Here is a 25,702-nt window from a genome sequence, read left to right on the forward strand (position 1 = left end):
ACTAGAAAGTTCTAATACTACTTTATCATTTTCTGCAATATCTTCTATTGAAGCAAAAAGTGGTGCTCCTATATTGCCTCCAACCCAAGTCTTATACCCTTGTTCTTTTAGCATACTATATATAAGAGATGTAGTAGTTGTCTTACCATCACTGCCTGTAACCCCATACACCTTGGCAGGACAATACCTAACAAACTCCTCCATTTCCGAAGTTATGTACGTTCCTTCACTTTTAGCCTTTAACAGACATTCACTATCTATTCTCATTGAAGGAGTTTTAAATATTACATCAAAGCCAGTTAAACGTTCTAAGTAATTTTCCCCTAAGGAAAGCTTAACTCCTTTAGCTTTAAATTCTAAAGCAATGTCTCCCAATGAACTTTCATCTTTCTTATCAAATCCAGTTACATTAGCACCTAACTTAACTAAGAAATGTATTAATGGAATATTGCTTACTCCCATACCAACTACAGCTACATTTTTATCTTTAATAAATTCCTTGAATTCGTTAAAACTTTTCTTCAAAATTACCCCTCCCTAATAGCTTAATCTATAAACATTAAAAGTTATAAATGCTCTCAATTATTAATATATATTGTGACTCAAAGTTTGAAACTCATCAGTTTTCATTATAACACGTTTCTGTAAACTGCAACACTTTTAACAGCTTCTTTTATAAATTATGATGCATAATATTCATTTAGCTTAAATATTATTATATGAAATCAATTTGAGGTGGCAAGCTATGGCAATATTAACAATGCTATTAACACTTCCATTTTTATTTATAGCCTATAAGAATAGAAAAGATACAGAAGAATATCTTTTATTGAAGCTTTTTGGAATTTGGATAGTCTGTCAACTATACATAATATTAAATAGTTATTATAGACTTCCTTTTGGACTATTAATCGCTGTATTCATTGTATATAAGTCTAAACAAAATAGATTTTCTAAATTTATATCACTAGCTATAGGTACTGTAAGTTTTCTAACCAGTTCGCTTATCTATGTAATATTTTATTAATATAATAAAAATCATCAAAATTGTTGGAATATATTTAATATAAAAACTTTATGCTTTTATATTGAAAACTAATATCCTTCTGTGCTATACTCTAGCAGTACCGTAAGGAAAACATTAATTTAATTCCCCAATTTAAATTAAACATATAATATATCCCCATGATAAACCCCATTTACACCGAATAGCGATATTCGGTATTTTTTTTACTTTATTTCTGTAAAATAAAACCTCCACCGTTAATTTCAGTGGAGGTTTTGCTCTTTTTAGAACTCTAATTTATTCTCTATAAACTTTTCAAGCTCATCTATGCTTATTCTGAATTGCTGCATAGTGTCTCTATCTCTTACTGTTACTGTATTATCTTCAAGTGTATCAAAGTCTATTGTAATACAGAATGGTGTTCCTATTTCATCTTCTCTTCTGTATCTCTTACCTATACTTCCAGTTTCATCATAATCTACGTTAAATTTTTTACTAAGTTTGCTATATACATCATTAGCTTTTTCTGAAAGCTTCTTTGTTAATGGCAAAACAGCTGCCTTAAATGGAGCTAATGCTGGGTGAAGATGAAGCACAGTTCTAGAATCTCCACCTTCAAGTTCTTCTTCATCATAGGCATCTGCCAGGAATGCTAGAACTACTCTATCTGCTCCTAATGATGGTTCTATGCAATATGGTACATACTTTTCATTTGTAGTTGGATCTAGATAACTTAAATCTTCTCCTGAATGCTCAGCATGCTTCTTTAAATCATAATCCGTTCTATCAGCTATGCCCCATAATTCTCCCCAGCCAAATGGGAATAAGAATTCAATATCTGATGTAGCATTGCTGTAGAAAGATAATTCCTCTTTAGCATGGTCTCTTATTCTTAAATTGCTTTCCTTCATTCCTAAGGAAAGTAAGAAATTCCAGCAGTGGTCCTTCCAATACTTGAACCAATCTAAGTCAGTTCCTGGAGTACAGAAAAACTCAAGTTCCATTTGTTCAAATTCTCTAGTTCTAAATATAAAGTTTCCCGGAGTTATTTCATTTCTAAAAGATTTACCTATTTGTGCTATACCAAAAGGAACCTTTTTTCTTGAAGTTCTTTGCACATTCTTAAAGTTTACAAATATACCTTGTGCAGTTTCTGGTCTTAGGTAAACTTCAGACTTTGAGTCTTCAGTTATTCCCATATAAGTTTTAAACATTAAATTAAACTTTCTTATATCTGTAAAATCTTTTTTTCCACACTTAGGACAAACTATATTATGTTCTTCTATATATTTCTTTAGTTCTTCATTGCTCCAACCATCTGCACTAGCTACTTCAGCTCCATTTTCTGTCATATGATCTTCCACAAGTTTATCTGCTCTAAATCTAGCCTTACATTCCTTACAATCCATTAGAGGATCAGAAAAACCTCCAACGTGTCCTGAAGCAACCCATACATCACTATTCATAAGAATAGCGCAGTCAACACCAACGTTATATGGACTTTCTTGAACAAATTTTCTCCACCAAGCCTTTTTAACATTATTTTTAAATTCAACCCCTAATGGACCATAATCCCACGCATTGGCAAGTCCTCCATATATCTCTGAGCCAGGGAATACATACCCTCTGCTTTTTGCTAGCGCAACAATTTTATCCATAGTCTTTTCTACAGCCATTGATATCCCTCCTATATTAATAGTTATATTATTACCAAAATTAACATAAAAATTTAGGTATAAAAAAAAGACCTATACCATAAGGGACGAAAAAATAATCTCCGCGGTTCCACCCTTTTTGGCATTAGCCCTACTTTCATAATTATTCACTCAAAAGCGCCGTTCATAACAGTCCTTTAGCTGTTTTCACCATCCACAGCCTCTCTAGAAAATTTCTGCTATTACTCCTCTTTCTCATTGTGACCTATAAATTTATATTTATATTTTACCAAAACTTAGATTTATGTCAATATATTCATTGATATATTATATGAAAAAACATTGATTCTATACACATATATAATATGTACAAAATCAATGTTTCTGTTTACTTCAAAAAATAAAATGGCTCCGTGGAGAGGACTCGAACCTCCAACCCTTCGGTTAACAGCCGAATGCTCCGCCATTGAGCTACCACGGAATGTTTATCACAATGAATATTATAGCATAACTTCATATTTTTGCAATAGTTTTTTATAAAAAACTTATATGTTTCTTCCACTATAGCTAATAGAATTCCACATTTTAATTTTTTCATACTTAATAATTAAAATAAAAAGTGAGGAGATATTCTCCTCACTTTAAAAACTATTGTTGTGGCTTCATTGTTGGGAAAAGAAGAACATCTCTTATTGAAAAGGCATCAGTTAAGAACATTATTATTCTATCTATACCTATTCCTAGTCCGCCTGTAGGAGGCATACCAATTTCAAGAGCATTCATAAATTCCTCATCAATTACATAAGCTTCATCATCACCAAGCTCTCTTTCCTTAGCTTGCTGCATAAATCTATCCCTTTGAACTATTGGATCATTTAATTCAGAGTAAGCATTACATACTTCTCTTCCATAGATGAATCCTTCAAATCTTTCTGTAAACTCAGCATTTCCTCTCTTCTTCTTAGTTAAAGGAGAGATTTCTACTGGGTAGTCACATAAGAATGTAGGTTGTATTAGCTTATCCTCTGCATATTCTTCAAATAGTGCATTAAGAATGTCTGCTTTTGTACAGTCCTTTATTTCTTTTTTAAACTCAAGATGCTTTTCTCTAGCTATAGTTTGTGCTTCTTCATCTGTTTTAATTTGTGTAAAATCTATACCTGCATATTCCTTTACTGCATCTACCATAGTTAGTCTTCTCCAAGGTGGAGTAAGGTCAATTTCTGTTCCTTGATATATAACCTTAGTGCTTCCGTTAACCTTTTCAGCAACATATGCCACTAAGTTTTCCATAATTTCCATCATATCATTATAATCTGCATATGCCTCATATAACTCAATCATTGTAAATTCAGGATTATGTCTTATATCTATTCCTTCATTTCTGAAGTTCTTCCCCATGTCATATACCTTTTCAAGACCACCAACTATACATCTCTTTAGATATAATTCTGTAGCTATTCTTAAGAACATATCAATATCTAAAGCATTGTGGTGAGTAGTAAATGGTCTTGCAGCTGCTCCACCTGCTATTGGTGAAAGAATAGGAGTTTCTACTTCTAAATATCCTCTATTATCTAAGAATTCTCTTATATATCTTATAATTTTAGTTCTCTTAATGAAGGTTTGCTTTACGTCTTCATTCATAACAAGATCAACTTCTCTTTGTCTGTATCTTAAATCAGGATCCTTTAATCCATGCCACTTTTCTGGTAATGGCTTTAATGATTTAGATATTAACTCAAAGCTTGTTATATGAACTGTTATCTCTTCTGTCTTGGTTTTAAATACAGTTCCTGTTATGCTTACCCAATCACCAATATCAAAGGATTTATACTCTTTTAATCTTTCTTCACCAACGTCATCTATCTTTATGTATACTTGTATTCTTCCTTCTCTGTCCTGTATGTGTGAAAATCCTGCTTTACCATGTACTCTCTTGGACATAAGTCTTCCTGCTACTGTAACCTCTTGTCCCTCTAAAGTATCATAGTTTTCCTTAACTTGTGTAGATGTATGAGTTCTCTTTACCTTATAAACATCAAATGGGTCTCTGCCTTCTGCTTGAAGGTCTGCTAACTTTTGTCTTCTTTGCTTTACAAGTTCATTAAACTCAGCTTCTTGCTGCTGTAAATTCAATTCCTCATTTGCCATTATTTTACCTCCTCTATTGGTTAGAAACACTGGATAATATACAGATTGCTAGTATATTATCCAAAAGTTTACTTTTGCTTTTATCTTAATGTTTCTTTTGTATAAATGACTCAACTATATAAGTACCCAGTATGAGACTAAGCACATTATCTTCTAATTTCTAAAATTTCGTATTTGCTTACTCCATCTGGTACTGGTATTTCTACAATTGCTCCTACCTTTTTGCCTACAAGACCTCTACCAACTGGAGATTCATTGGATATTTTATTTTCCATTGGATCAGCTTCAGCAGAACCAACTATAGTAAATTCCACTTCCTCATCAAAATCATAATCTTTTACTTTTACTATTGATCCAACACTTACAATTTCAGTTGAAACATCTGTTTCATCTACTACTGTAGCATTTTTTAGCATATTTTCTAATTGCATTATTCTTCCTTCAACAAAAGCCTGGTCATTTTTAGCTTCATCATATTCTGAGTTTTCGCTTAAGTCTCCGTAGCCTAATGCAACTTTTATTCTTTCAGTTATTTCTTTTCTTTTAGTAGTTTTAAGGTATTCTAGCTCATCCTCAAGCTTTTTAACACCCTCGTAAGTCATAACATATTTCTTTTCAGCCATTTTTTTCTCCCCTTCTAAATGATTTACTTATAATTCCCTTTACCCTGCAAAAAATTCATTTGTTTTATTTATATCTAACACACATTAAAAAGAATGTGAGCAATATTTATAATATAACGAATAATATCCCTAAGTTTTTAACTTAGAGAATCACCATTTACTAATCATTTAAGTAATTATAAATCAGCAACTGTTCATTGTCAACATTCTGAATTAATGTGATTATTCTTTTACCATATTATTGAACTTTATTTTATCCATAAAGACTCCATTATATTTAAGTGAAGCTTCTATATCTTTTTGATCCATCTGACTCAATATAGCTCCTAGAAGTTCCGCAGGTACTTCTAGACCATTCATCTCCCAAGGAACTGAGTATGTAACATCATTAACTGCATTATCCATAAAGCTTGGGTGAAACATATTGTTAATATACCATATTGACTTTTTTGAATTAACCTCAATTGATTCAGAGGTAATTATAAAATCTGCTGAGTCTAATGCGTATTTTACATCATTAGTTACTATTGGCGATACTCCATAATTAGCTATTATATAGTCGCTCAGAACTGAAGCCTTCTTAATATTTTTAGATAAAAGAACACAATACCTACTTTCTTTAGCTAGCTCAGAAATTATATTACTATTTATATTTTCAGCAGCATCATATATGACAATGCAGCTGTTTTTAATGCTCTTCTTCTTTAGTCTTAATAGCAGCTTTATGCTATTAACAACACTATAGGCAAACAATCTCCTCTGAAAATCATTTAGATATTCATAATCAAAGATTCTGCTTGTTTTTGGTGCTAGATTTACCTCTGTGCCTTTCATATACTTTCTAGCTATTTCCATATTTTTGGTGTATGCTCTCTTATTAAAATTTGGTGGAAGTTTTACACGAGAAATATTCATATTAAGATCTTCTATAAAACTTTCCCCCTCAAGGGTTATCTTAACCCTATCCTTTATACGTCCCAGGAAGCTGCCGTCCTCATAGTGCTTGTTCAAATCTGAACTAATATAAACAACAGGCCTCATTCTTCCTTCTCCTTTCACTGGTCGCACGGGGTAACTTGTCGATTGCCACCGACAAGTGTCCGGGGTAATTTTTAACGCTAATTAACATTAGCTAATTTTCACCTTCAACCCCGTAAATGTCCGTTTAGGACATTTACCTCCTTTATTATTTATACATTTATCATATTATGAATATATGTATAGAATAACAAAAAAAGAAGTTTTATAGTGTTTCTTTGTACTTTAATAATATATCTATTACATTTCCGCTGCTTTTTTCAGTATTAATTAGGTTCTTAACATCTGTGCAGTTTTTTATGCCTTTTACATACCAGCCTATATGCTTTCTCATTTCTCTAACAGCCTTATCTTCTCCAAAGTAATTAACAGCTAGCTTAAGATGCTTTATGCACATATCAACCTTTTCTACATCTGTTGGATAGATAACTTTTTCACTGGCTAAGGCTTGTTTTATTTCTCTAAAAAGCCATGGATTCCCCATTACTCCTCTTGCCACCATTATTCCATCACAACCAGTAGTGTTTACAATATCAACAGCAGCTTCTACACTAAATACATCTCCATTACCTATTACAGGAACAGCCACACTATCCTTGACCTGTCTAATTATATCCCAATCAGCTTTTCCTTCATACATCTGTTCTCTAGTTCTTCCATGCACAGCAATTGCATCTATGCCAGCCTCTTCCACTGCCTTTGCAAATTCTACAGCATTAACCTCACGTGAAGTAAAGCCCTTTCTAAATTTAACTGTTACAGGCTTTGGTGTTGCCTTCTTCATTTCCCTTATAATATCTTGGGCCAACTTGGGATTTTTCATAAGAGCAGATCCCTCTCCATTTTTAACTATTTTAGGAACAGGACAGCCCATATTTATATCTATAATACATATATCATCGTTATCATTAAACATTTCACAGGCTTTTGCCATAATGTAAGGGTCACTTCCAAAAAGCTGAACTGCTACTGGTTTCTCAATTTCCGATACCTTAAGAAGCTTCTCAGTATTTTCACTTCCATAATAAAGTCCTTTACTGCTCACCATTTCAGTATATACAAGGCCACAGCCCATCTCCTTGCAAATACCCCTAAAAACAATATCTGTAACTCCTGCCATGGGTGCTAAAAACACATTGTTTTTAAACTCTAAATTGGCTATTTTCACTAGATCACCTGCTCTTGATTTTTTTCATATATAATTCTTAAACCTTCTAAAGTTAAGTAAGGTTCTATTTTATCTATATGTTTTGATTCCTTAGCTATTAAACTAGCCAGGCCGCCAGTTGCTATTACCATAGCATTCTTTTCACCAACTGCTTCCATTTCCTTTTTCATCTTTTCAACTATATAATCAACTTGACCAATATAGCCATATATTATACCTGCCTGCATACTGCTAACCGTATCCTTGCATATAACTGCTTGTGGCATAATAAGTTCTACTCTTGGAAGTTTTGCAGCTCTTTCAAATAGTGCCTCAGAAGCTATCTTAATCCCAGGACATATGGTGCCTCCAAGATAGTCTCCATTCTTTGTAACTGAACAAAAAGTAGTTGCTGTACCAAAATCAATTAGTATGAGCGGACATCTGTACATTTCATGTGCAGCTACAGCATTTACAATTCTATCGGCTCCAACTTCCTTTGGATTATTATATTTTATATTTATTCCATTCTTTACTCCTGGGCCTACTACTAATGCCTCAACCTCAAAAAACTTTCTTATCATATGCTCAAGTGAGTACATTATATTTGGTACTACTGAAGATATAATAACTCCCTCTACATCTGATGGATCAAGCTTTTCTTGGAGAAATAATTGTATCACTTGAATACCATATTCATCGGAGGTTCTTTTAGAATCCGTAGATAATCTCCAATCTGCTATAAGTTCCTTCTTATTATACACACCTAAAACAATATTGGTATTTCCAACATCTAGAACTAAAATCAATTTACACACTCCTTATAAAACAAGAGCAGCATTTCAGCTGCTCAAGCTTATTTATTATAAACTTTACTCAACTCTAGTAATTAAAGCCCAATTTATAACTATAAAATTAACAATTTAATTTTAACAACTAACTAAATTTTGTCAAGTGAAACTTTGTCCTATTAAACCAAATGTAACCACAAACATAAAAAACCAATCTATAGATTTTAATATAATATCTATAGATTGGCTTTATTCACATTTTACCTATTTATATTAGCTATTAGAATAATCCTAGTATTGTTCCATCTTCAAGAATATCCATTCTTTCTGCAGCGGGAACCTTTGGAAGTCCTGGCATTGTCATAATATCGCCTGTTAGTGCTACTATGAAGCCTGCTCCATTTGATAATCTTACTTCACGAACCGTAACAGTAAAATTCTTAGGTCTTCCAAGCAGACTTGGATTGTCTGATAGTGAATACTGAGTTTTTGCTACGCAAATTGGAAGCTTATCCAACCCTAGCTTTTCAAACTCAGCTATTTGCTTTACTGCAGCTGCAGTAAAGGATACCCCATCAGCTCCATATATCTCTTTAGCTATAGTATTCATTTTTTCTTTAATTGATAATTTGTCATCGTATAAACATCTAAAATCACTGTCTGCACCATCTACTATTCTAAGTACACTTTCAGCTAGTAAAGTTCCACCTTCTCCACCTTTTTCCCAAACTTCAGTTAGTGCAACTTCTACTCCAAGCTTATTGCAGCTTTCTTCAATAAGTCTAAGTTCTTCATCGCTATCAGTTATGAATTTATTGATAGCAACTACAACTGGAACTCCATACTTTTTTATGTTCTCTATCTGTTTTTCAAGGTTAACAATTCCCTTTGCCAGTGCATCTACATTAGGTGTGCTAAGTTCATCCTTTTTAGCACCTCCATGATGCTTTAAAGCTCTTACAGTAGCTACAATAACTGTACATGCTGGTTTCAAGCCGCCATATCTGCATTTGATATCAAAGAACTTTTCAGCTCCAAGATCAGCGCCAAAACCAGCTTCAGTAACAACATAGTCTCCTAATTTAAGAGCTGTTTTTGTTGCAAGTAAACTATTGCATCCATGGGCTATATTAGCAAAAGGTCCACCATGGATTATTGCAGGTGTGTTTTCTAAGGTTTGAACTAGATTAGGCTTAATGGCATCTTTCATTAGCATAGCCATTGCTCCCTGAACCTTTAAATCTTTACAGAATACTGGTTCTCCATCTAAATTGTATGCTATTAAAATATTACCCATTCTATTCTTAAGGTCCATTAAATCCTTAGATAAGCATAATATTGCCATAATTTCAGAGGCTACAGTAATCATGAATCCATCTTCTCTTAAAAATCCATTAGCCTTACCGCCAAGCCCTACAACTATTTCTCTAAGTGCTCTGTCATTCATGTCCATTACTCTTTTAAAGGTTATTCTTCTTGAGTCAATTCTTAAGGCATTTCCTTGATGAATGTGATTATCAATGGCTGCAGCTAGTAGATTATTTGCTGCTGTTATGGCGTGCATATCTCCGGTGAAATGTAGATTAATGTCTTCCATAGGTACTACTTGAGCATTTCCGCCCCCAGCAGCCCCTCCTTTAACACCAAATACTGGTCCTAGTGATGGTTCCCTTAATGCAATTACCGCATTTTTACCTATTCTACACAATGCCTGTCCTAGTCCAACGGTAACTGTAGATTTTCCCTCTCCTGCAGGAGTTGGGTTAATAGCTGTTACTAGTATTAACTTGCCATCTGGCCTTTCTTTTCTCTTTTGGAGCACATCCAAGGATATTTTACATTTGTATTTTCCATACAAATCTATATCCTCTTCAGTTAATCCTAATCTTTCAGCTACGCTTACTATGGGTTCCATTTTAGCACTTTGAGCAATTTCAATATCGCTTTTCAAGGCTATCCCTCCTTCAGTAAAATATTATGAGTTTACCCTTTTCATAAAACAGCAAAGCTAACAATGTGTTTTGGTTGATTTTTATTCATAAACTCTTAAGAAAGAGTAAATTCCTTCATCAGTACTCTAATATTATATCATTGTTATAAGAATTTTAATACAATTACAAAAACAAAACTTTTATTCACAAAAAAAGATTAATGGCGTATTACGCCATTAATCTACTCTTTATGCATTATTAAATACTTCTTCAAATTCAACTGCTTCAAGCTTTTCTTTTTCAAGTAAGGCCTGAGCCACAGCATGCAGCTTATTGATATTCTCTGATAATAGCCTTTCAGCTTTATTATAAGCTTCATCAGTAAGCCTTCTTATTTCATTATCTATACTAGCAGCTACTTCTTCACTGAAGTTCCTGCTCTTTCCCCAATCTCTGCCTATGAACACTTCATCATGGCCTCCACCAAAGGAAATTGGTCCTAATTCATCACTCATACCATATTCCATAACCATTTTTCTAGCTATATTAGTGCTTCTGTCTATATCACTCTTAGCACCAGTACTTATGTCTCCAATAACAAGCTTTTCAGCAACTCTGCCGCCTAGTAAGCTTACCATCTCGTCCTTAAGTCTTGATTTTGATGTATAGGATCTATCTTCTTCAGGAAGATGCATTGTATATCCTCCTGCCATTCCTCTTGGAATAATACTAATCTGATGAACTGGGTCAGAATTCTCTAGGAATTTAGCAACTACTGCATGACCAGCCTCATGATAAGCTGTAAGTCTTCTATCCTTCTCACTTACAACTCTGCTCTTCTTTTCTGGTCCTGCCATAACTCTTGTTGCAGCTTCCTCCAAATCTTCCATTTCAATTAACTTTCTATTATTTCTAACTGCTAGAAGTGCAGCTTCATTTAATAGATTTTCAAGATCTGCTCCTGTAAATCCTGGAGTTCTCTTAGCTAATACATCAAGTTTAACACTTTCAGCTAAATGCTTGTTTCTTGCATGAACCTTTAAAATTTCTTCTCTTCCCTTAACATCTGGAGCACCAACAAGTACCTGTCTATCAAATCTTCCTGGTCTAAGCAGTGCAGGGTCAAGTATATCAGGTCTGTTTGTAGCTGAAATAATAATTATATTTTCATTAACGCCGAAACCATCCATTTCAACAAGCAGTTGATTTAAGGTCTGCTCTCTTTCATCATGACCGCCACCAAGTCCTGCTCCTCTTTGTCTACCAACAGCATCAATTTCGTCAATAAATATAATACATGGTGAACTTTTCTTTGCTTGCTCAAATAAGTCTCTTACTCTAGATGCACCAACTCCAACAAACATTTCTACAAAGTCAGAACCAGAAATGCTGAAAAATGGCACCCCAGCTTCACCAGCAATAGCTTTTGCAAGTAAAGTTTTACCTGTTCCTGGAGGTCCAACTAATAGAATTCCTTTAGGAATTCTAGCTCCCATCTCAATATATCTCTTTGGCTGTTTCAAGAAGTCAACTATTTCTTGAAGTTCTTCCTTTTCCTCATCGGCACCAGCCACATCATCAAAAGAAACCTTTTTTCTGTCCGGAGAAGCCATTTTAGCTCTACTCTTTCCAAAATTCATAACTCCTCTATTGCCGCCACCGCCTTGAGATTGCTGCATAAACATAAACCAAAAGGCAACTAACAGCACAATTAAGAGAATTGTAGGTAGATATTGAATCCACATTGGTATATTAGTAGGTCTTACATATACCTCTTGCACATCACCATTCTTAGGATATTGGCCAATAAATTGGAATAATCTTTCTGATGGAACTACAGTTTCAAAACTATTTCCATTTTTAAGACTTCCAACAACAGTCATTTTATCTTCTCGAACTTGAAATTTAGTTACGTTATTATTTATCCATTCTTTTTGAAAATCATTAAAGTTAATCAAAGTAGCACTTTTGCCAGTCTCTACTAAAGCAAGAGCTGCAAAAATAACTATTATGAGAACTATAATCCAGGCCATTACACTTGAAAACTTCTTCATACAGGCCCCCCTCTCTTTCTAGTTAGTCTATATTGTAAAATTGTATCATAATGAATTTTTGTTTACAATAAAATTAAAAGAAAATTACTATTAATTATTTATAAATTTCTTCTTTCAATATTCCTATATATGGTAAGTTCCTGTACTTCTCTGCATAATCAAGTCCGTATCCAACTAAAAAATAATCTGGCACAGTAAATCCTGTATATTTAACATCTATATGTGCCTTTCTTCTTTCTGGCTTATCAAGCAGACATACAATTTCAAGGCTGTTTGGTTTTCTTCCATTTAGATATTCAATTAGATATTTTAATGTAACTCCACTATCAATAATATCCTCTACAATAAGTACATCTTTTCCTTCAATCTCAAAATCAAGATCCTTCAGAATTCTAACTACACCTGAGGATTTTGTAGAACTGCCATAGCTAGATACTGCCATGAAATCCATGCTGCAAGGGATAGTTATTTCTTTCATTAGATCAGACATAAACATTACTGAACCTTTAAGAACTCCAATAAGTACTAATTCTTTTCCATTATACTCTTCACTTATATTATGCCCTAATTCTTTAATCTTTTCCCTAATCTTATTTTCATCCATTAGTATTTCTTTAATATCTTCTCTCATGTTAGAAAGCACCTCTTTCAATTTTAATTTCTAATACATTTTTTGTATCTTTTGTTATTTTAAATTTATCACTGAGTCTATAACCTACAATCCAAGCTATATCTTCTCCAAAGCATATAAGTGGTATACTGTCCCTTTCTGGCTGAGGTATTTTTAAATCAATAAATAAGTCCTTTAACTTTTTACTTCCCCTCATACCCAATGGAGTAAACCTATCGCCGTCCTTTCTTTTTCTTAATAACATTTCACCTTTTATCTTGTCAAAATCAAAATACTTTATATAGTTCTGTTCCTTAACGTTAATTTTTCGCTTATCTAGAAGCAGCTGCAAGGTAACAGTTATATTTAATTCCTCTATAAATTTTGAACAGTTTACTTCTAATACATACTCATTATTTAAAGTAACTTTTTTATTTTCTTCTCTTATATATAATTCAATATTCCCATAATTATTTTGGGCTATTATATTTTCTGGCAGCACAACCTTTTTACCAGTTGAATTATTTTGAATATGAATTATATCGTAAATATGTACCTTTTCAAAATTATTCAAGCTTCCTTTTAAGGATAAAAGCGCATGCCTTATTACCCTAGTAATTACAGCTTCATGTTCTTTAAAAGCATCCTTGTTTATTATAACCTTATCACAATTCTTATCACAATACTTTTTAAAGCTTTGAATAGAAATATATTCTAAATAATCATTATCTGTACTAACAGTTTGAGATAATCTATTTAAAGTATTAACTATATCTTCATTAAAATTTTCTTTTATATAAGGTATAAGTTCCAGCCTTACTTTATTTCTTGCATAAATATTTTCTAAATTTGTTTTATCTATTCTAGGCTTAAGATTATTTTCCATACAATAATTTTCAATTTCATCTCTTGTAATATTTATTAGAGGTCTTATAAATATATTCCCTCGAACAGGCTTAATTCCTACTAACCCTTCAATACCTGTACCTCTCATTATTCTCATAAGCACGGTTTCAGCCTGATCATTAGCATTATGAGCAAGTGCAATCTTATCTGCATTATGCTCCTTCATTAATTTGTGAAAAAACTCATATCTTGCCTCACGCCCTGCACTTTCAGATGATAAATTTCTTTCCATTGCAAGCCTATTTATATCTACCCTCTTACTAAAGAATTTTATATCATTTTTTTTACAGTATTCTTCAACATATTTTTCATCTTCATCTGCTTCTTTTCCTCTAAGGCAGTGATTTACATGTGCAGCTATAAGCTCTAAATTGAATTCATCCTTTAATGTATGTAAAATATGAAGAAGGCAAATAGAATCTGGTCCACCGGATACCGCTACAATTATTTTATCTCCATTTTTAAGCATTGAATACTGCTTAATAGCCTTTAAAACCTTATCCTTCAAAGCTAACACATCCCTATATTAGTATTATACGGCTTATTATAACATAAAAAAGAAAAAAAAAAGAAGAAATGAAGTATATTGATTTTATCCCTCATTCCTTCATTATGTTTTAATATAAACTATAAACCTTTGATACAAGTACTGTCATGTCATCCTTTATCTTTTCGCCGCTTAGCTCTTTTGCCTTATTTATTAGCTGTTCAGCCAGCTCCTTTGGATTACTGCAGCTTGTTTTACCTAAAAAGTCTACTACCCAATCTTCTTTCCCCACATGTTCATTATCATAATCAAGCATGCCATCGCTAACCATAACTATTATATCTCCATTTTTAACTGTCTTTTTCACAATATCTATATCTACTTTATCCAAAATTCCCATTGGTAAAGTCTTGGACTTAATTGTCTCTATTCTATTTCCAGATTTAATAAAGCTTGCTACTGCCCCAACTTTCATAAAGTCTACTTCTCCAGCATATAAATCTACACTGCTTAAATCTACTGTAGAGAACTTTTCGTCTTCAGAGAACTTTAATGTCATTATAGAATTTACAGTGTTTATAGCAGTAGCCTTGCTAAATCCAGACTCTGCAAACTTTTCTATTAATTCTACTGCTGCAGTACTCTCCTGCTCTGCTTGAGGTCCTGAACCCATTCCATCACTTATTATTGCCATATAGGTTCCATCGTTTAGCTTTCCAAAGCTGAAGCTATCCCCACTATATTTTTCTCCATCCTTACAGAGACGTCCTGCGTATGAGGACACATGAAACTTAGGCATTTCTTCAAAGGTAATAGAACAGCTCTTTTCCTCAGTATGTATACTGCACCCCTCATCACTAACACACATTGGCCTATCTAATACCTCATTTAATAATGGTAGTATTTCTTTTACACAAAGCTGACTTCCTCCACAAGGATCCATAGTAAGTTTTACTACAGTCCTATCATTTTTATCGTTATAACAAAATATATCTCTATATTTTATTCCTTTTTTCTCAAGCACTCTTATTATATTGTTTTCTGCCTCACAATTGAATTTTATATCAGCATTAAATTCTTCAATTATTTCACCAACAGATGCAGCCATATTGTTTATTTGTGCTGCTAAGAGCTCCCTTCCTTCACTTAGTCTTGTTCTCCACATTTCATTAATAATATAATTATTTACTATATCCTCTGTATTTTGAACTAAAGCAGTTCTTTTTACACATTTTCTTTCAAGTTCCTTTGGTATCACCTTTCTTTTTTCTTGAAAATTTTGTATCAAATCTCCAAAAGCACTATATGTATAGTAGGTTTCTCTCTTCCAACACATAGCTTTCATATTGCAATTGCTGCAAACTCTGTCAGCTAAGTTTTCAACAAGTGCAGTACTCTTATTTTTCATAGCCAGTTTATCATTATCAGCTAGATTCTCCAATATGTCAGACATATTATATAGTACCTCTGAAAAACTATCCAATCTCTTTATAAAAATGTTTTTTACTTTTTCAACATATCCTTCACTCAAGTCCTCCTGCTTCTTTTCATAATCTAATTCTAAAGCTAGCTTATCATATATCTTCTTTGGAATTGAGTAAAATACCAAACAAGCTATTAATGCCTCTATAATTTTAAAGGCTGCTGAAGTTTCAGTTTTTGAGTAAATATTAATTATTAGAAAGGAAACTATATAAGCAAGTCCAGTTAGTACTTTTCCACTATCCTTAAAGATTCCTGAGATAAGTCCACAAAGTCCATATACACTGACATACATCATCATATTATTCGATCCCATGCCTACTATAACGCCTAATGCAACTCCGCTTGCTGCTCCTACTGAACTTCCTTTTATATAGCTTACTACTAAAATAAATCCCAATGCTAAAACATTTCTAACTGACACACCATAAATTGATGCTCCCCAGGTTCCAGCTACTACTAGAGAAGCTGTTACTGCCATACTTATTATTTCCTCATTATTGAATAAATGTTTACTTTTCAAATCGGAAAAGCAAGTTATTGAATAATTGATAATATAATATAGTGGATAGATGCAAGCAATTTCGAAAAAAGTAGTAAATAGTGTAACTCCCAAAGTTACTTTACCAACTAATAGTTTAAATAGAGTAAACTCTACAAACATCACTACAAACATCATTATTAGCTTTTTTCTTTTATTTATGTCATCTACTATGTAGCTTAAAACTGTTATGGTTCCTATAACAGTCAAATATGCCGGTAAGTATTTAACATTATTGTACAAGGATGCATAACCAACAAGAGTACCACAGCCTACAATAAGAGTAATCTTTTCCTCCTTATGCATCAGCATAGATAGCAAGAATGCAATTCCAAAAGGTGCCATAAAATTAATCAGCATAACCCTGCTTATTAGCAGCGAAATAAAAAAGTACATCAGTACTTTAATAATAAATTTTAAATCTACCACCTTTTTATTAGTTTGCTTGTCCACTTTAATAGTTCTTTGATAAGTCAAAATATCTGCTCCGTACTGCATTCTTATAACCTCCACATCTTAATTACGTTGTTTTTATTATAGCAGAGGTATCAGGAAATAATTGTCATTTACTAGGTGGCTTATTTTTTTTTTATGGACATTTATCACTAACATTTTTCAAATAATTACTATATGTAGAATTTACTGTTTTTAGAACCAAAAGCCAAAATTTATTTGATATACAACACTTTCTTGGATTTAAGCATTTTTATCATAAGTTAATTAACTATATGTTAACTTACTATATTTATGAACAATTAGCCAAAAATATGTCGTACTTTAAAACTTTTTTATTTTTATGCCGTCAATATTCTCTTTAAATAAAAGATATGTCACATAAAAAAAATTACTGCAAATTTATTGTAAAATGGATAGATATAAATTTTAATAAAAAGAAGTTTTACATAAACATGTTTACCAAAAAAACAAAACTCACAGAATAATCTGTGAGTTATCTGGTAGCGGAAATAGGACTTGAACCTACGACACATCGGGTATGAACCGATTGCTCTAGCCAACTGAGCTATTCCGCCATACTATTTAATTTAATTGGTTGCGGGGGTAGGACTTGAACCTACGACCTTCGGGTTATGAGCCCGACGAGCTGCCAGCTGCTCCACCCCGCGATATTGGTGCTGAAGACCGGAATCGAACCGGTACGGTGTATTACCACCGCAGGATTTTAAGTCCTGTGCGTCTGCCAGTTCCGCCACTTCAGCATTTGGTAGCGGAAATAGGACTTGAACCTACGACACATCGGGTATGAACCGATTGCTCTAGCCAGCTGAGCTATTCCGCCATATTATTAAATTAATTGGTTGCGGGGGTAGGACTTGAACCTACGACCTTCGGGTTATGAGCCCGACGAGCTGCCAACTGCTCCACCCCGCGACATTGGTGCTGAAGACCGGAATCGAACCGGTACGGTGTATTACCACCGCAGGATTTTAAGTCCTGTGCGTCTGCCAGTTCCGCCACTTCAGCATATCGTTTCTTCTGACGACATGATTTATTATATATGATATAGTATCTAATGTCAACACCTTTTTAAACTTCTTTTTCAAATCACTATTCATGTATTATAAGCAAGGTTTAAACCCCTGAAATAACTAGGTTTATCCTTAAAACCATTTAGAACTACAAGAGAATTATTTATTGTAGATAATTTATTATTGTAGAAATTAAAAGGAACCTTAATTGGTTCCCCTATTTTAATAATTTGAACTTTTTCTATATCCTCGTCCCTTTGAATCCTGATGCTTCTTTAGGTCTTGAAATCTTTCCTCACTATCTTTTAGGAATTTAGATAATCTATCTTCAAAATTCCCATTGCCTTTGTTCTTTTCAGAACTCCAATCTACTTCTACAGGTCTTACAGATTTTTTCTGCGGCATAGCTTGCTTAATGGATAGACTTATCTTACCATTATCATCCACTGAAATAACTTTAACCTTTACTTTGTCTTGTTCCTTTAAATGATCTCTGATATTTTTTACAAAGGTATCTGCCACCTCAGAGATGTGAACTAAACCTGTTTTCCCATCCACTTCAACAAATGCGCCAAAGTTTGTAATGTTAACCACTGTACCTTCAAGGATACTTCCTGTCTGTAAGGTCATATTAAAAAGACTCCTCCTTAAAATAATGTTTTATATTAATATAAATTATAAACTATGTTAGCTATTTTTTATTTATTACAGGAGTCTCACCTTCCTTAATCATTTGAAGTCTTTCCCTCGCAAGCTTTTCAATATATGCATCAGTTTTAGACATCTTTATTTCATCCTGTAATTTCAAATTTTTATCTTTTGCTTTTGAAAGTTCTTGATTCTTAACTTTAATTTCAGAGTTAATTTTAGCAATAGAAATTTGAGTACCTATTAGTACATAAGAAACATATAAAAGAGCCGCTATAAAAATTATTCGTTTAAATCTAAACTTCTTTTTCATATGTATTTTCTCCTTTAACACAAAAAACTAAAAAGCCTACTCAAATAATTATTAACTTAAAATAATAAAGCTAAGTCTCATACATATATTTTAAATTCATTTTATGTTTTCTTCAAGTTATTTCTTAATGATTTTTTTCTTATTTTTAAATTTCACCTTATAAAAGCCAATCTTAAATGGATATAATATAGTATTCATGAAAATTCTTGATATCTTTCCAATAGAATTAAATATTCTATACTGTATTATCAAAAATATTTTACTTATAAATACCATATATATAAGTAAACCTATAGCAATAAACATGTAAGCATACATTCCAAGATGTGTGCTCTTGGTAAAAACTAAAAAAATGAATACTACTATTGCAGTAAAAATCCAAAATAAGGTATCTTCAATAAAAGTCACTACTTTATTTGGGTTTTTTAATCCCCTCATAATTCTATATAGATCAAATAATCCTCCCGTTATTACCCCTGCCAATAAACAAAAGAAAACTAGCCTTGCCTGTACACTAATTGGTAATATCATAATAACCTCTACTTAAATAATTTAGCGATTATGCTTTCTTTATCTTTTTTTGCCTCAGAACCCGTATAAACACAGGAATTAACGGTACCAATTATTATTACTTCTCCATTTTGTACATCAAGCTTATTCATCTTAAGCCCCTCCCCCTTTACAGTTAAGGAACCTAGAAGTGTGTTTAGCATTATCTGATCCTCATTAAAACTAATGACCTCTACTACTCCACTTAAGATAAGTCTCTTTCTGTTTTCAAGAGTTAAATTGGTTTTTTTATCTTCTATCCTTATTTCTTTTTTTACTTCCATGTTATCCTCCCTTGCATACATTTGTGTACATAAAGGATAAATATCTTTTATGTCCCCACTTGTAATTATTTATATGCAATGGAGCGTTTATATATTACAAGATAGCCACCTCAAAGCTGGAGCAGTGTTTAAAACCTCACAGCCATTACTTATTCTTCGTCTGTGTCTTCCTCACCAGCTAGAAGTTCATACATAGCCTTAGCATCCTCTTTTCTTACGTGCTCAAGAGTGCTTGTTATTCTTGCTTGTAAACTTTTAGCAGCAAACTTTATTTCTATAATGTCCCCTTCTTTAACTTCTGTTCCTGGTTTTGCAACTTTATTGTTAATAGACACTCTTCCAGTCTCACAAGCCTCTTTTGCAACTGTTCTTCTCTTTATAATTCTAGATACCTTTAAATATTTATCTAATCTCATCTCTATCCCTCACTACAATAGATAATAATATCCGAATTTGGATAAATAAAAAAACCCAGATGGAAATCTAGGCTTTTTATTGAAAAAGTTATTTGTTGTCTACCTTTTCCTTGAATTCTTTTCCTGCTTTGAAAACTGGAACTACTGAAGCTGGAATGTTTATTTCTTCTTTAGTTCTTGGGTTTCTTCCAACTCTTGCAGCTCTTTCTCTAGTTTCGAAAGTTCCAAATCCAACTAATTGAACTTTTTCTCCTTTAACTAAAGCTTCTTGAACGCTTTCTATGAATCCTTTTAAAGCTGTTTCTGCATCTTTCTTAGTTAATCCACTTTTCTCTGCTATGCTTGTTATTAATTCTGCTTTGTTCACTTTTGTACCCCGGTATCAAAATCATAGATTAAACTATGATATTTATCTTATGGGCCTTTAAGATATGGCTTATCACCATCAACCAGGTTTTTTCACCTCCTAAAAAACTAAATTATTTTACAGCCCATTTTTTTATTGGTTATTTAATAAATTGGATTTATTTATAATTATAACCATATACTACACTGTTAGTCTAGTAATTTCTACTATATTCTTCATAAGTTTAAAAAATCCTTCTTTTTAGGCTATTTTTTATAACCTTTTTGCTTCCTCCCAGAACTCATCCATCTGTTCCAGGGTCATTTCTTGAAGTTTAAGACTTTTTTGGGAAGCCTTATCTTCTATGTATTGAAAGCGATTAATAAACTTCTCTATAGTATAATTTAATGCAAACTCAGGGTCAATGTCAAGGAATCTTGATACATTTACGGTAGAAAATATCAAATCCCCTACTTCTTCTTGTATTTTTGCCCTATTATTGCCTTTATATACATTCTTTACTTCCTCTAATTCCTCAATTATCTTATCCATAGCTGCTTCTACATTATCCCAATCAAAGCCAACCTTCTTAGCCTTTGCCTGAACCTTTTCTGCTCTTGTTAGGGCTGGTAGACTTCTCGCAATAGCTTTTAATTCTTCAGTATAGGTTTTAAGCCCTTTTTCTTTCTTTTTTATCTCTTCCCAATTACTTAATACTTGCTCTGAAGTATTGGCAATTGCATTTCCAAAGATATGAGGGTGTCTTTCGATCATTTTATTGCATATTCCCTCTGTTATATCATAAATATCAAAATAGCCTTCTTCCTTACCTATTCTTGCATGGAAAACTACTTGAAGCAATACGTCACCAAGTTCTTCAATAATTTTATCGTCATCCTGTTCATCTATTGCTTCAACTACCTCATAGCATTCCTCTACAAGGTACCTCCTTAAGGTTTCGTGAGTTTGCTCTCTATCCCACGGACACCCATCTTCACCTCTTAAAGTGTCCATTATTTCCACTAAATCATGAAAATCTCTTACATTATTTAAATCTTTAGGAATATATACGGAAGTAAGATAATCGATATCCTCCTGTCTATCAAGTTCATATAAAGGAATTTTTCTAACACTCTCTAGATCCTTAACTCCTGCGGCTCTTACAAAATATATTTCCATATCGTCTCTATAGTACTCTGAAAGAGCAAGCTTAACTTCTGAAGCTATAAACTTATCATAAACTTGAGTAATAACAGTTCCAATTCTTTTATCTAACACTTGATTTTTTATATCAAATGCATCTACTATCTTTATTCCTTCTACTGGATCGATCTTTAATGCCTCCATCATTGCATCTACGAAGCTAACTGCTGGTAATATATTAAGATCAATGTTTTTTTCCTCACAGCGTTTTATTAATATATTAACTGATTTCTCCGCCACTAGAGGATGCCCTGGTACAGCGTAAATTAAATTTTCATATTTATCATGTTTTTCAATCAAGTCCTCTACAATAGCATTGTATACCTGATCAAAACTATCAAGTGTATCATATTTTTCATCATAGGTTTCAAATTCAATACCTAAGCTCTTAATATACTCAATATTAGGATGCTTATAAGTTCTTAAATAAACCTTGCTGCCTTCCCTTAAAGCCTCTACTGCTCCCATTGTTAGTGCGTCCTTAGAACCAGGTCCAAGCCCTATTACTTTTATCATGTGCTGTTCTCCTTACTTTCTTAAAAATCTTTTCTTTATGTAGCTATATTTAAACACTCCTAGTAATAAAATTAATAATCCATATACCAATGCCCCTCCCAGAACAGAAACCACACAGGAAATTGCATTGCTTACTGTATAATTATAGACATTCATATAAATAAATACAACCGCAATTATCATTAAACATGAAGCTAAGGTTGGTTTTATAATCACATCAAAATAATCCAAAGATATTTTTAAGTTTTTCTTCATAATCCAAATATTTAGTAAAGCTGCGACTATATACCCACAAATACTTCCTACTACCGCACCATATATATTTACACCTGGAATAGGCACTAGTACAAAATTTATTATTACCTTTACCAAACAGCCTATACCAAGATTTATAACTGGAGTTATATATTTCCCCATACCCTGCATAATAGCTGTACTAGTTTGGGCCAAAACTATAAAAGGTATTGTTAGAGCCAAATATTGAAGTATTTTGTATCCTGCAGCATGTCCTGGAAAAATTAAATTCACTATAGGCATGGCCATAAAATAAAGTCCCAGCGTAGATGGTATGGCAATTACCATTGACAGCTTCATTGCCATATCTACCTTACCAATAAGCTCTCTTCTTCTATTTAATAAATGTGCTTCTGCAATCATGGGAACCAAAGAAGTGCATAGGGCCATGGACAAGGTCAGCGGAACACTAACTAATACAAAGGCCTTTCCAGTAAGTTGTCCATATAAAGTTGTAGCTTCTGAATAGTTAAAGCCTGCTTGTAAAAGCTTTTGAGGAACTAATATAGAATCTATAAGACTCATTATAGTCCCCACTGTAGCACCTAGTGAAATAGGAATTGCTGTATATAATAGTTTTGTAAGAATAATTCTATCCTCTCCTGACTTCCTCACTTTAAATTCTTTTCTTACCTTAAAATATCTACTTATAAGATATATCCCTGCCAATATTCCACCAGCAGCAGCTCCAAAAGCAGCCCCTCCTGCTGAATATTCTATACCTTTAGGGAGGAGGATAAAGGCAAGTCCAACTCCTACGCAAACTCTTCCAAGCTGCTCAATGATTTGTGATACAGCAGTTGGATACATATTTTGAAGGCCTTGAAAGAAGCCCCTAAATGCACTCATCATAGATATCACTATAGGTGCTGTTGAGATACCTAAAAGAGAATAATAGGCCTTATAATCCCACTTAAAAAATGCTATGAGCTGATTTGAAAATGCTAAAAGTACAGCTGTAAAGCCGCCACCAAGTATAACCATAAGCAGCATTGCCTTTTTTAATACAACTATGCTGCCATCCTTATCACCTACAGCCACTTTTTCAGATACCATTTTAGAAACAGCTACTGGAATACCGGATGCTATAGCTATAAAAAAAGTGTATAGTGGATAAGACATTTGATAGTAGCCTATCCCTTCATCTCCTATGAGCATTATAAGCGGCCATCTAAAAAAGAAACCCAAGAACTTGGCCACAATTCCTGCAATACCTAAAATAAAAGTACCCTTGATCAATGATTGTTTTTTCATTTATTTCCCCCTCCACCCAGTCACTAAGCAATTTATCTATTTCCCAATAGTAATTTGTCCATTAAGGCCCACTAGGAACCTTAATGCCTAAATTACTCCATCAAATTATAAATATTTATATTCCAAAAATATTATTACTTTTTTCCATTGAACTTGAATATTTTATTTAGATATTGTCAAGAATTGAAGTTGAGCAAAAAACAAATGGCAGACATGCTGCCATTAGCGTTCTGCCACTATTGTTCCATTTGCTTGCCCAAGAAGGCTGATGCAGTTTCGGCTAATTTTAACTCTAGTTCTCCGAGCTTTTCTCCTGACTGCTTAGCTAGTATTATTACAGCCCCAATTGCATCTCCTTCTGATACTATAGGAGAAATTATTTGGGCATTGTATTTTGTTTCAGCTTCTTCATCATCATAAAGGGCTAATACTTTATTTCCACCTTCTCCAAGCATTACTGTTTTCCTGTCTTCCATTGCTCTTTCAAGTTCGTTGCTTATCTTCTTTTCTAAGTAATCTTTTTTTGGTGCTCCACTTGCTGAAATAATAGCATCCTTATCAGCTATAAGCACTATATGTCCTATTGATTGTTGAAGTGACTCTGCATATTCCTTTGAAAAATCGCTTAACTCACCAATTGGTGAATATTTTTTGAGGATAACTCCACCTTCTCTATCAGTGAATATTTCTAATGGATCCCCTTCTCTTATTCTCAAAGTTCTTCTTATCTCTTTAGGAATAACTACTCTTCCTAGATCGTCTATACGTCTAACTATACCAGTAGCTTTCATTTATAACTTACCTCCTATAATTTAGAATAAAAATATATAAAACTTAGTTGTATTATTATTATCTTTCCAAATGTGAAATTTATACACAGTTATACTTAAAATTAAAAGACGATGCCATAAGACACCGCCTTTATTATTATTTTACATATTCTTTTCGTAATACTTTACATTTGCATCTTTCTTCCATTGTTCAATAGTATCATTAACTTTCTTTTGCTTTTCTGAAGTTAATAAATTGTTTCTTATATCTTCCTTAACAGTTTCAAACTTTTTAACTGGATACTCTTCTTTCTTTATGTCCTTTATAACATGCCATCCAAAGGAAGTTTGAACAGGTTGAGATATAGTTCCTTCTGGAACAGCAATGGCAGCAGTCATAAAGGTCTTATCATAGTTAGCATCATTGTATTCAATAAATCCTAAGTCTCCACCGCTTTCCTTAGCAGCTGGCTCAGTTGATACTTCCTTTGCTACCTTTGCAAAATCTTCACCCTTATCTAATCTTTCTTTTACTTTCTTAGCTTCATCTTCAGTTTTTAGAAGTATGTGGGCAACGTGAATTCTATTTGGCTTTTCGGTAAATTCAGTTTGATTTTGGTCATAGTACTCTTTACACTTAGCATCATCAACTTTAACGTCTTTTGTTATATCATCAGTTACTTTTCCAATTATAACATTATCTTTTATATATGCTTTTAAAGACTCTTCAGTATAACCAGCTTGCTTTAAGGCATCCTTAAATTTAGTTTCGTCGTTATAAGCCTTTTTAATATCGTCATACTGCTTATTTATTTCTTCAGTTAGCTTTGCCTGTTCAGGTACAAGTTTCTTTTCTTGAGCCTTTTGCAGAACAATCTGTTGAGCTATCATTGAATCTAAAACTTGTTTCTTTTGCTGATCAAGTAATTGTTTTGCTTGATCATTTGTTGCATAATTATCACCATATTGAGCCTTTAATTGGGTAATAACTGGAGCCATTTTCTCATCCAATTGAGCCTTTGTTATAGTTACTTTACCAAACTTAGCTACAGGGCTCTTTTTTATAGCTTCTGGTGTCTTAGACACCATATTGCATCCAACTGCAGAAATAGTAAAAACTGCTACAGCTGCTGCCATCATAAGTTTTCTTACGTTTTTCACTCTAATTCCCCCACTCTTTATTATCGTATTATTTAT

The 25,702-nt window shown here is 33.0% G+C and carries 23 protein-coding genes, 7 tRNA genes and 1 other annotated feature (1 of these 31 cut by a window edge); of the genes, 1 reads left to right on the forward strand and 29 read right to left on the reverse strand.

The window, feature by feature from the left end; genetic code table 11:
• Positions 1-525: the 5' portion of a UDP-N-acetylmuramoyl-L-alanine--D-glutamate ligase gene (gene murD / locus bsdE14_RS06890; RefSeq protein WP_264849204.1), read on the reverse strand. 855 nt of this gene lie to the left of the window's left edge; only the first 525 of its 1,380 coding nucleotides appear in the window; it begins with the start codon at positions 523-525; the stop codon falls past the left edge of the window.
• Between the two features lie 220 nt (positions 526-745).
• Between murD and bsdE14_RS06895 the strand changes: the two genes are divergently transcribed.
• Entirely contained in the window at positions 746-1,027 is a 282-nt protein-coding gene (locus bsdE14_RS06895; RefSeq protein ID WP_264849205.1) for a hypothetical protein, read from the forward strand.
• A 263-nt stretch (positions 1,028-1,290) separates the two neighbouring features.
• Here bsdE14_RS06895 and bsdE14_RS06900 read toward each other — a convergent pair whose 3' ends face one another.
• The 28 genes from bsdE14_RS06900 to bsdE14_RS07035 all read right to left on the reverse strand — a co-directional run bounded on the left by bsdE14_RS06900 (position 1,291) and on the right by bsdE14_RS07035 (position 25,666).
• On the reverse strand, positions 1,291-2,682 hold the full coding sequence (locus tag bsdE14_RS06900; RefSeq protein ID WP_264849206.1) for a glycine--tRNA ligase: 1,392 nt from the start codon (positions 2,680-2,682) through the stop codon (positions 1,291-1,293).
• A gap of 79 nt (positions 2,683-2,761) precedes the next feature.
• Positions 2,762-2,929: a binding site (T-box leader), on the reverse strand.
• 138 nt (positions 2,930-3,067) lie between these two features.
• A tRNA-Asn gene (locus bsdE14_RS06905) sits at positions 3,068-3,142 on the reverse strand.
• Positions 3,143-3,309: 167 nt separating this feature from the next.
• Entirely contained in the window at positions 3,310-4,815 is a 1,506-nt protein-coding gene (lysS, locus tag bsdE14_RS06910) for a lysine--tRNA ligase (protein WP_264849207.1), read from the reverse strand.
• Between the two features lie 146 nt (positions 4,816-4,961).
• Positions 4,962-5,438 (reverse strand): transcription elongation factor GreA, encoded by a 477-nt coding sequence (gene greA, locus bsdE14_RS06915; RefSeq protein ID WP_264849208.1) that lies wholly within the window; start codon positions 5,436-5,438, stop codon positions 4,962-4,964.
• A gap of 222 nt (positions 5,439-5,660) precedes the next feature.
• Entirely contained in the window at positions 5,661-6,479 is an 819-nt protein-coding gene (locus bsdE14_RS06920; protein ID WP_264849209.1) for a hypothetical protein, read from the reverse strand.
• A 202-nt stretch (positions 6,480-6,681) separates the two neighbouring features.
• On the reverse strand, positions 6,682-7,644 hold the full coding sequence (gene dusB / locus bsdE14_RS06925) for a tRNA dihydrouridine synthase DusB (RefSeq protein ID WP_264849210.1): 963 nt from the start codon (positions 7,642-7,644) through the stop codon (positions 6,682-6,684).
• The gene (locus tag bsdE14_RS06930) at positions 7,644-8,432 is read right to left on the reverse strand and encodes a type III pantothenate kinase (protein WP_264849211.1); all 789 of its coding nucleotides are present in this window, start codon (positions 8,430-8,432) and stop codon (positions 7,644-7,646) included. Before bsdE14_RS06930 ends, dusB begins: the two co-directional genes overlap by 1 nt.
• A 262-nt stretch (positions 8,433-8,694) precedes the next feature.
• Positions 8,695-10,365, reverse strand: a complete 1,671-nt coding sequence (locus bsdE14_RS06935) for a formate--tetrahydrofolate ligase (RefSeq protein WP_264849212.1) — start codon at positions 10,363-10,365, stop codon at positions 8,695-8,697.
• Between the two features lie 228 nt (positions 10,366-10,593).
• Entirely contained in the window at positions 10,594-12,399 is a 1,806-nt protein-coding gene (ftsH, locus tag bsdE14_RS06940) for an ATP-dependent zinc metalloprotease FtsH (protein WP_264849213.1), read from the reverse strand.
• 94 nt (positions 12,400-12,493) lie between these two features.
• Positions 12,494-13,030 carry a hypoxanthine phosphoribosyltransferase gene (hpt, locus tag bsdE14_RS06945; protein WP_264849214.1) on the reverse strand — a complete coding sequence of 179 codons (537 nt, stop codon included), beginning with the start codon at positions 13,028-13,030 and terminating at the stop codon, positions 12,494-12,496.
• Position 13,031: 1 nt separating this feature from the next.
• Positions 13,032-14,423, reverse strand: coding sequence for a tRNA lysidine(34) synthetase TilS (gene tilS, locus bsdE14_RS06950; RefSeq protein ID WP_264849215.1), 1,392 nt, complete (start codon positions 14,421-14,423; stop codon positions 13,032-13,034).
• 109 nt (positions 14,424-14,532) lie between these two features.
• Complete coding sequence (spoIIE, locus tag bsdE14_RS06955; RefSeq protein WP_264849216.1) at positions 14,533-16,923, reverse strand: stage II sporulation protein E; 2,391 nt, start codon at positions 16,921-16,923, stop codon at positions 14,533-14,535.
• A 456-nt stretch (positions 16,924-17,379) separates the two neighbouring features.
• A tRNA-Met gene (locus bsdE14_RS06960) sits at positions 17,380-17,456 on the reverse strand.
• Between the two features lie 17 nt (positions 17,457-17,473).
• A tRNA-Met gene (locus bsdE14_RS06965) sits at positions 17,474-17,549 on the reverse strand.
• Positions 17,550-17,553: 4 nt separating this feature from the next.
• Positions 17,554-17,642: transfer RNA gene (locus bsdE14_RS06970), tRNA-Leu, on the reverse strand.
• A gap of 3 nt (positions 17,643-17,645) precedes the next feature.
• Positions 17,646-17,722 (reverse strand) — tRNA-Met (locus tag bsdE14_RS06975).
• 16 nt (positions 17,723-17,738) lie between these two features.
• A tRNA-Met gene (locus bsdE14_RS06980) sits at positions 17,739-17,814 on the reverse strand.
• A gap of 4 nt (positions 17,815-17,818) precedes the next feature.
• A tRNA-Leu gene (locus bsdE14_RS06985) sits at positions 17,819-17,907 on the reverse strand.
• A gap of 227 nt (positions 17,908-18,134) precedes the next feature.
• On the reverse strand, positions 18,135-18,542 hold the full coding sequence (locus tag bsdE14_RS06990; RefSeq protein WP_264849217.1) for a S1 domain-containing RNA-binding protein: 408 nt from the start codon (positions 18,540-18,542) through the stop codon (positions 18,135-18,137).
• A gap of 61 nt (positions 18,543-18,603) precedes the next feature.
• Positions 18,604-18,873, reverse strand: a complete 270-nt coding sequence (locus bsdE14_RS06995) for an FtsB family cell division protein (protein ID WP_264849218.1) — start codon at positions 18,871-18,873, stop codon at positions 18,604-18,606.
• Positions 18,874-18,990: 117 nt separating this feature from the next.
• Entirely contained in the window at positions 18,991-19,404 is a 414-nt protein-coding gene (gene yabQ, locus bsdE14_RS07000; protein ID WP_264849219.1) for a spore cortex biosynthesis protein YabQ, read from the reverse strand.
• An 8-nt stretch (positions 19,405-19,412) separates the two neighbouring features.
• Entirely contained in the window at positions 19,413-19,706 is a 294-nt protein-coding gene (gene yabP / locus bsdE14_RS07005) for a sporulation protein YabP (RefSeq protein ID WP_264849220.1), read from the reverse strand.
• A 149-nt stretch (positions 19,707-19,855) separates the two neighbouring features.
• Entirely contained in the window at positions 19,856-20,122 is a 267-nt protein-coding gene (locus bsdE14_RS07010) for an RNA-binding S4 domain-containing protein (RefSeq protein WP_264849221.1), read from the reverse strand.
• Between the two features lie 88 nt (positions 20,123-20,210).
• A complete protein-coding gene (locus bsdE14_RS07015) occupies positions 20,211-20,489 on the reverse strand; it encodes an HU family DNA-binding protein (RefSeq protein WP_264849222.1) in 279 nt (92 codons plus the stop codon).
• Between the two features lie 252 nt (positions 20,490-20,741).
• On the reverse strand, positions 20,742-22,187 hold the full coding sequence (gene yabN / locus bsdE14_RS07020; protein ID WP_264849223.1) for a bifunctional methyltransferase/pyrophosphohydrolase YabN: 1,446 nt from the start codon (positions 22,185-22,187) through the stop codon (positions 20,742-20,744).
• A 12-nt stretch (positions 22,188-22,199) separates the two neighbouring features.
• Positions 22,200-23,735: a putative polysaccharide biosynthesis protein gene (locus tag bsdE14_RS07025; protein ID WP_264849224.1), complete on the reverse strand. Its 1,536-nt coding sequence runs from the start codon at positions 23,733-23,735 to the stop codon at positions 22,200-22,202.
• A gap of 236 nt (positions 23,736-23,971) precedes the next feature.
• Entirely contained in the window at positions 23,972-24,526 is a 555-nt protein-coding gene (spoVT, locus tag bsdE14_RS07030) for a stage V sporulation protein T (protein ID WP_264849225.1), read from the reverse strand.
• A 141-nt stretch (positions 24,527-24,667) separates the two neighbouring features.
• Complete coding sequence (locus tag bsdE14_RS07035; protein WP_264849226.1) at positions 24,668-25,666, reverse strand: peptidylprolyl isomerase; 999 nt, start codon at positions 25,664-25,666, stop codon at positions 24,668-24,670.
• Between the last annotated feature and the right edge of the window lie 36 nt (positions 25,667-25,702).

It is taken from the genome of Clostridium omnivorum (assembly GCF_026012015.1).
Lineage (GTDB): Bacteria > Bacillota > Clostridia > Clostridiales > Clostridiaceae > Clostridium_AX > Clostridium_AX omnivorum.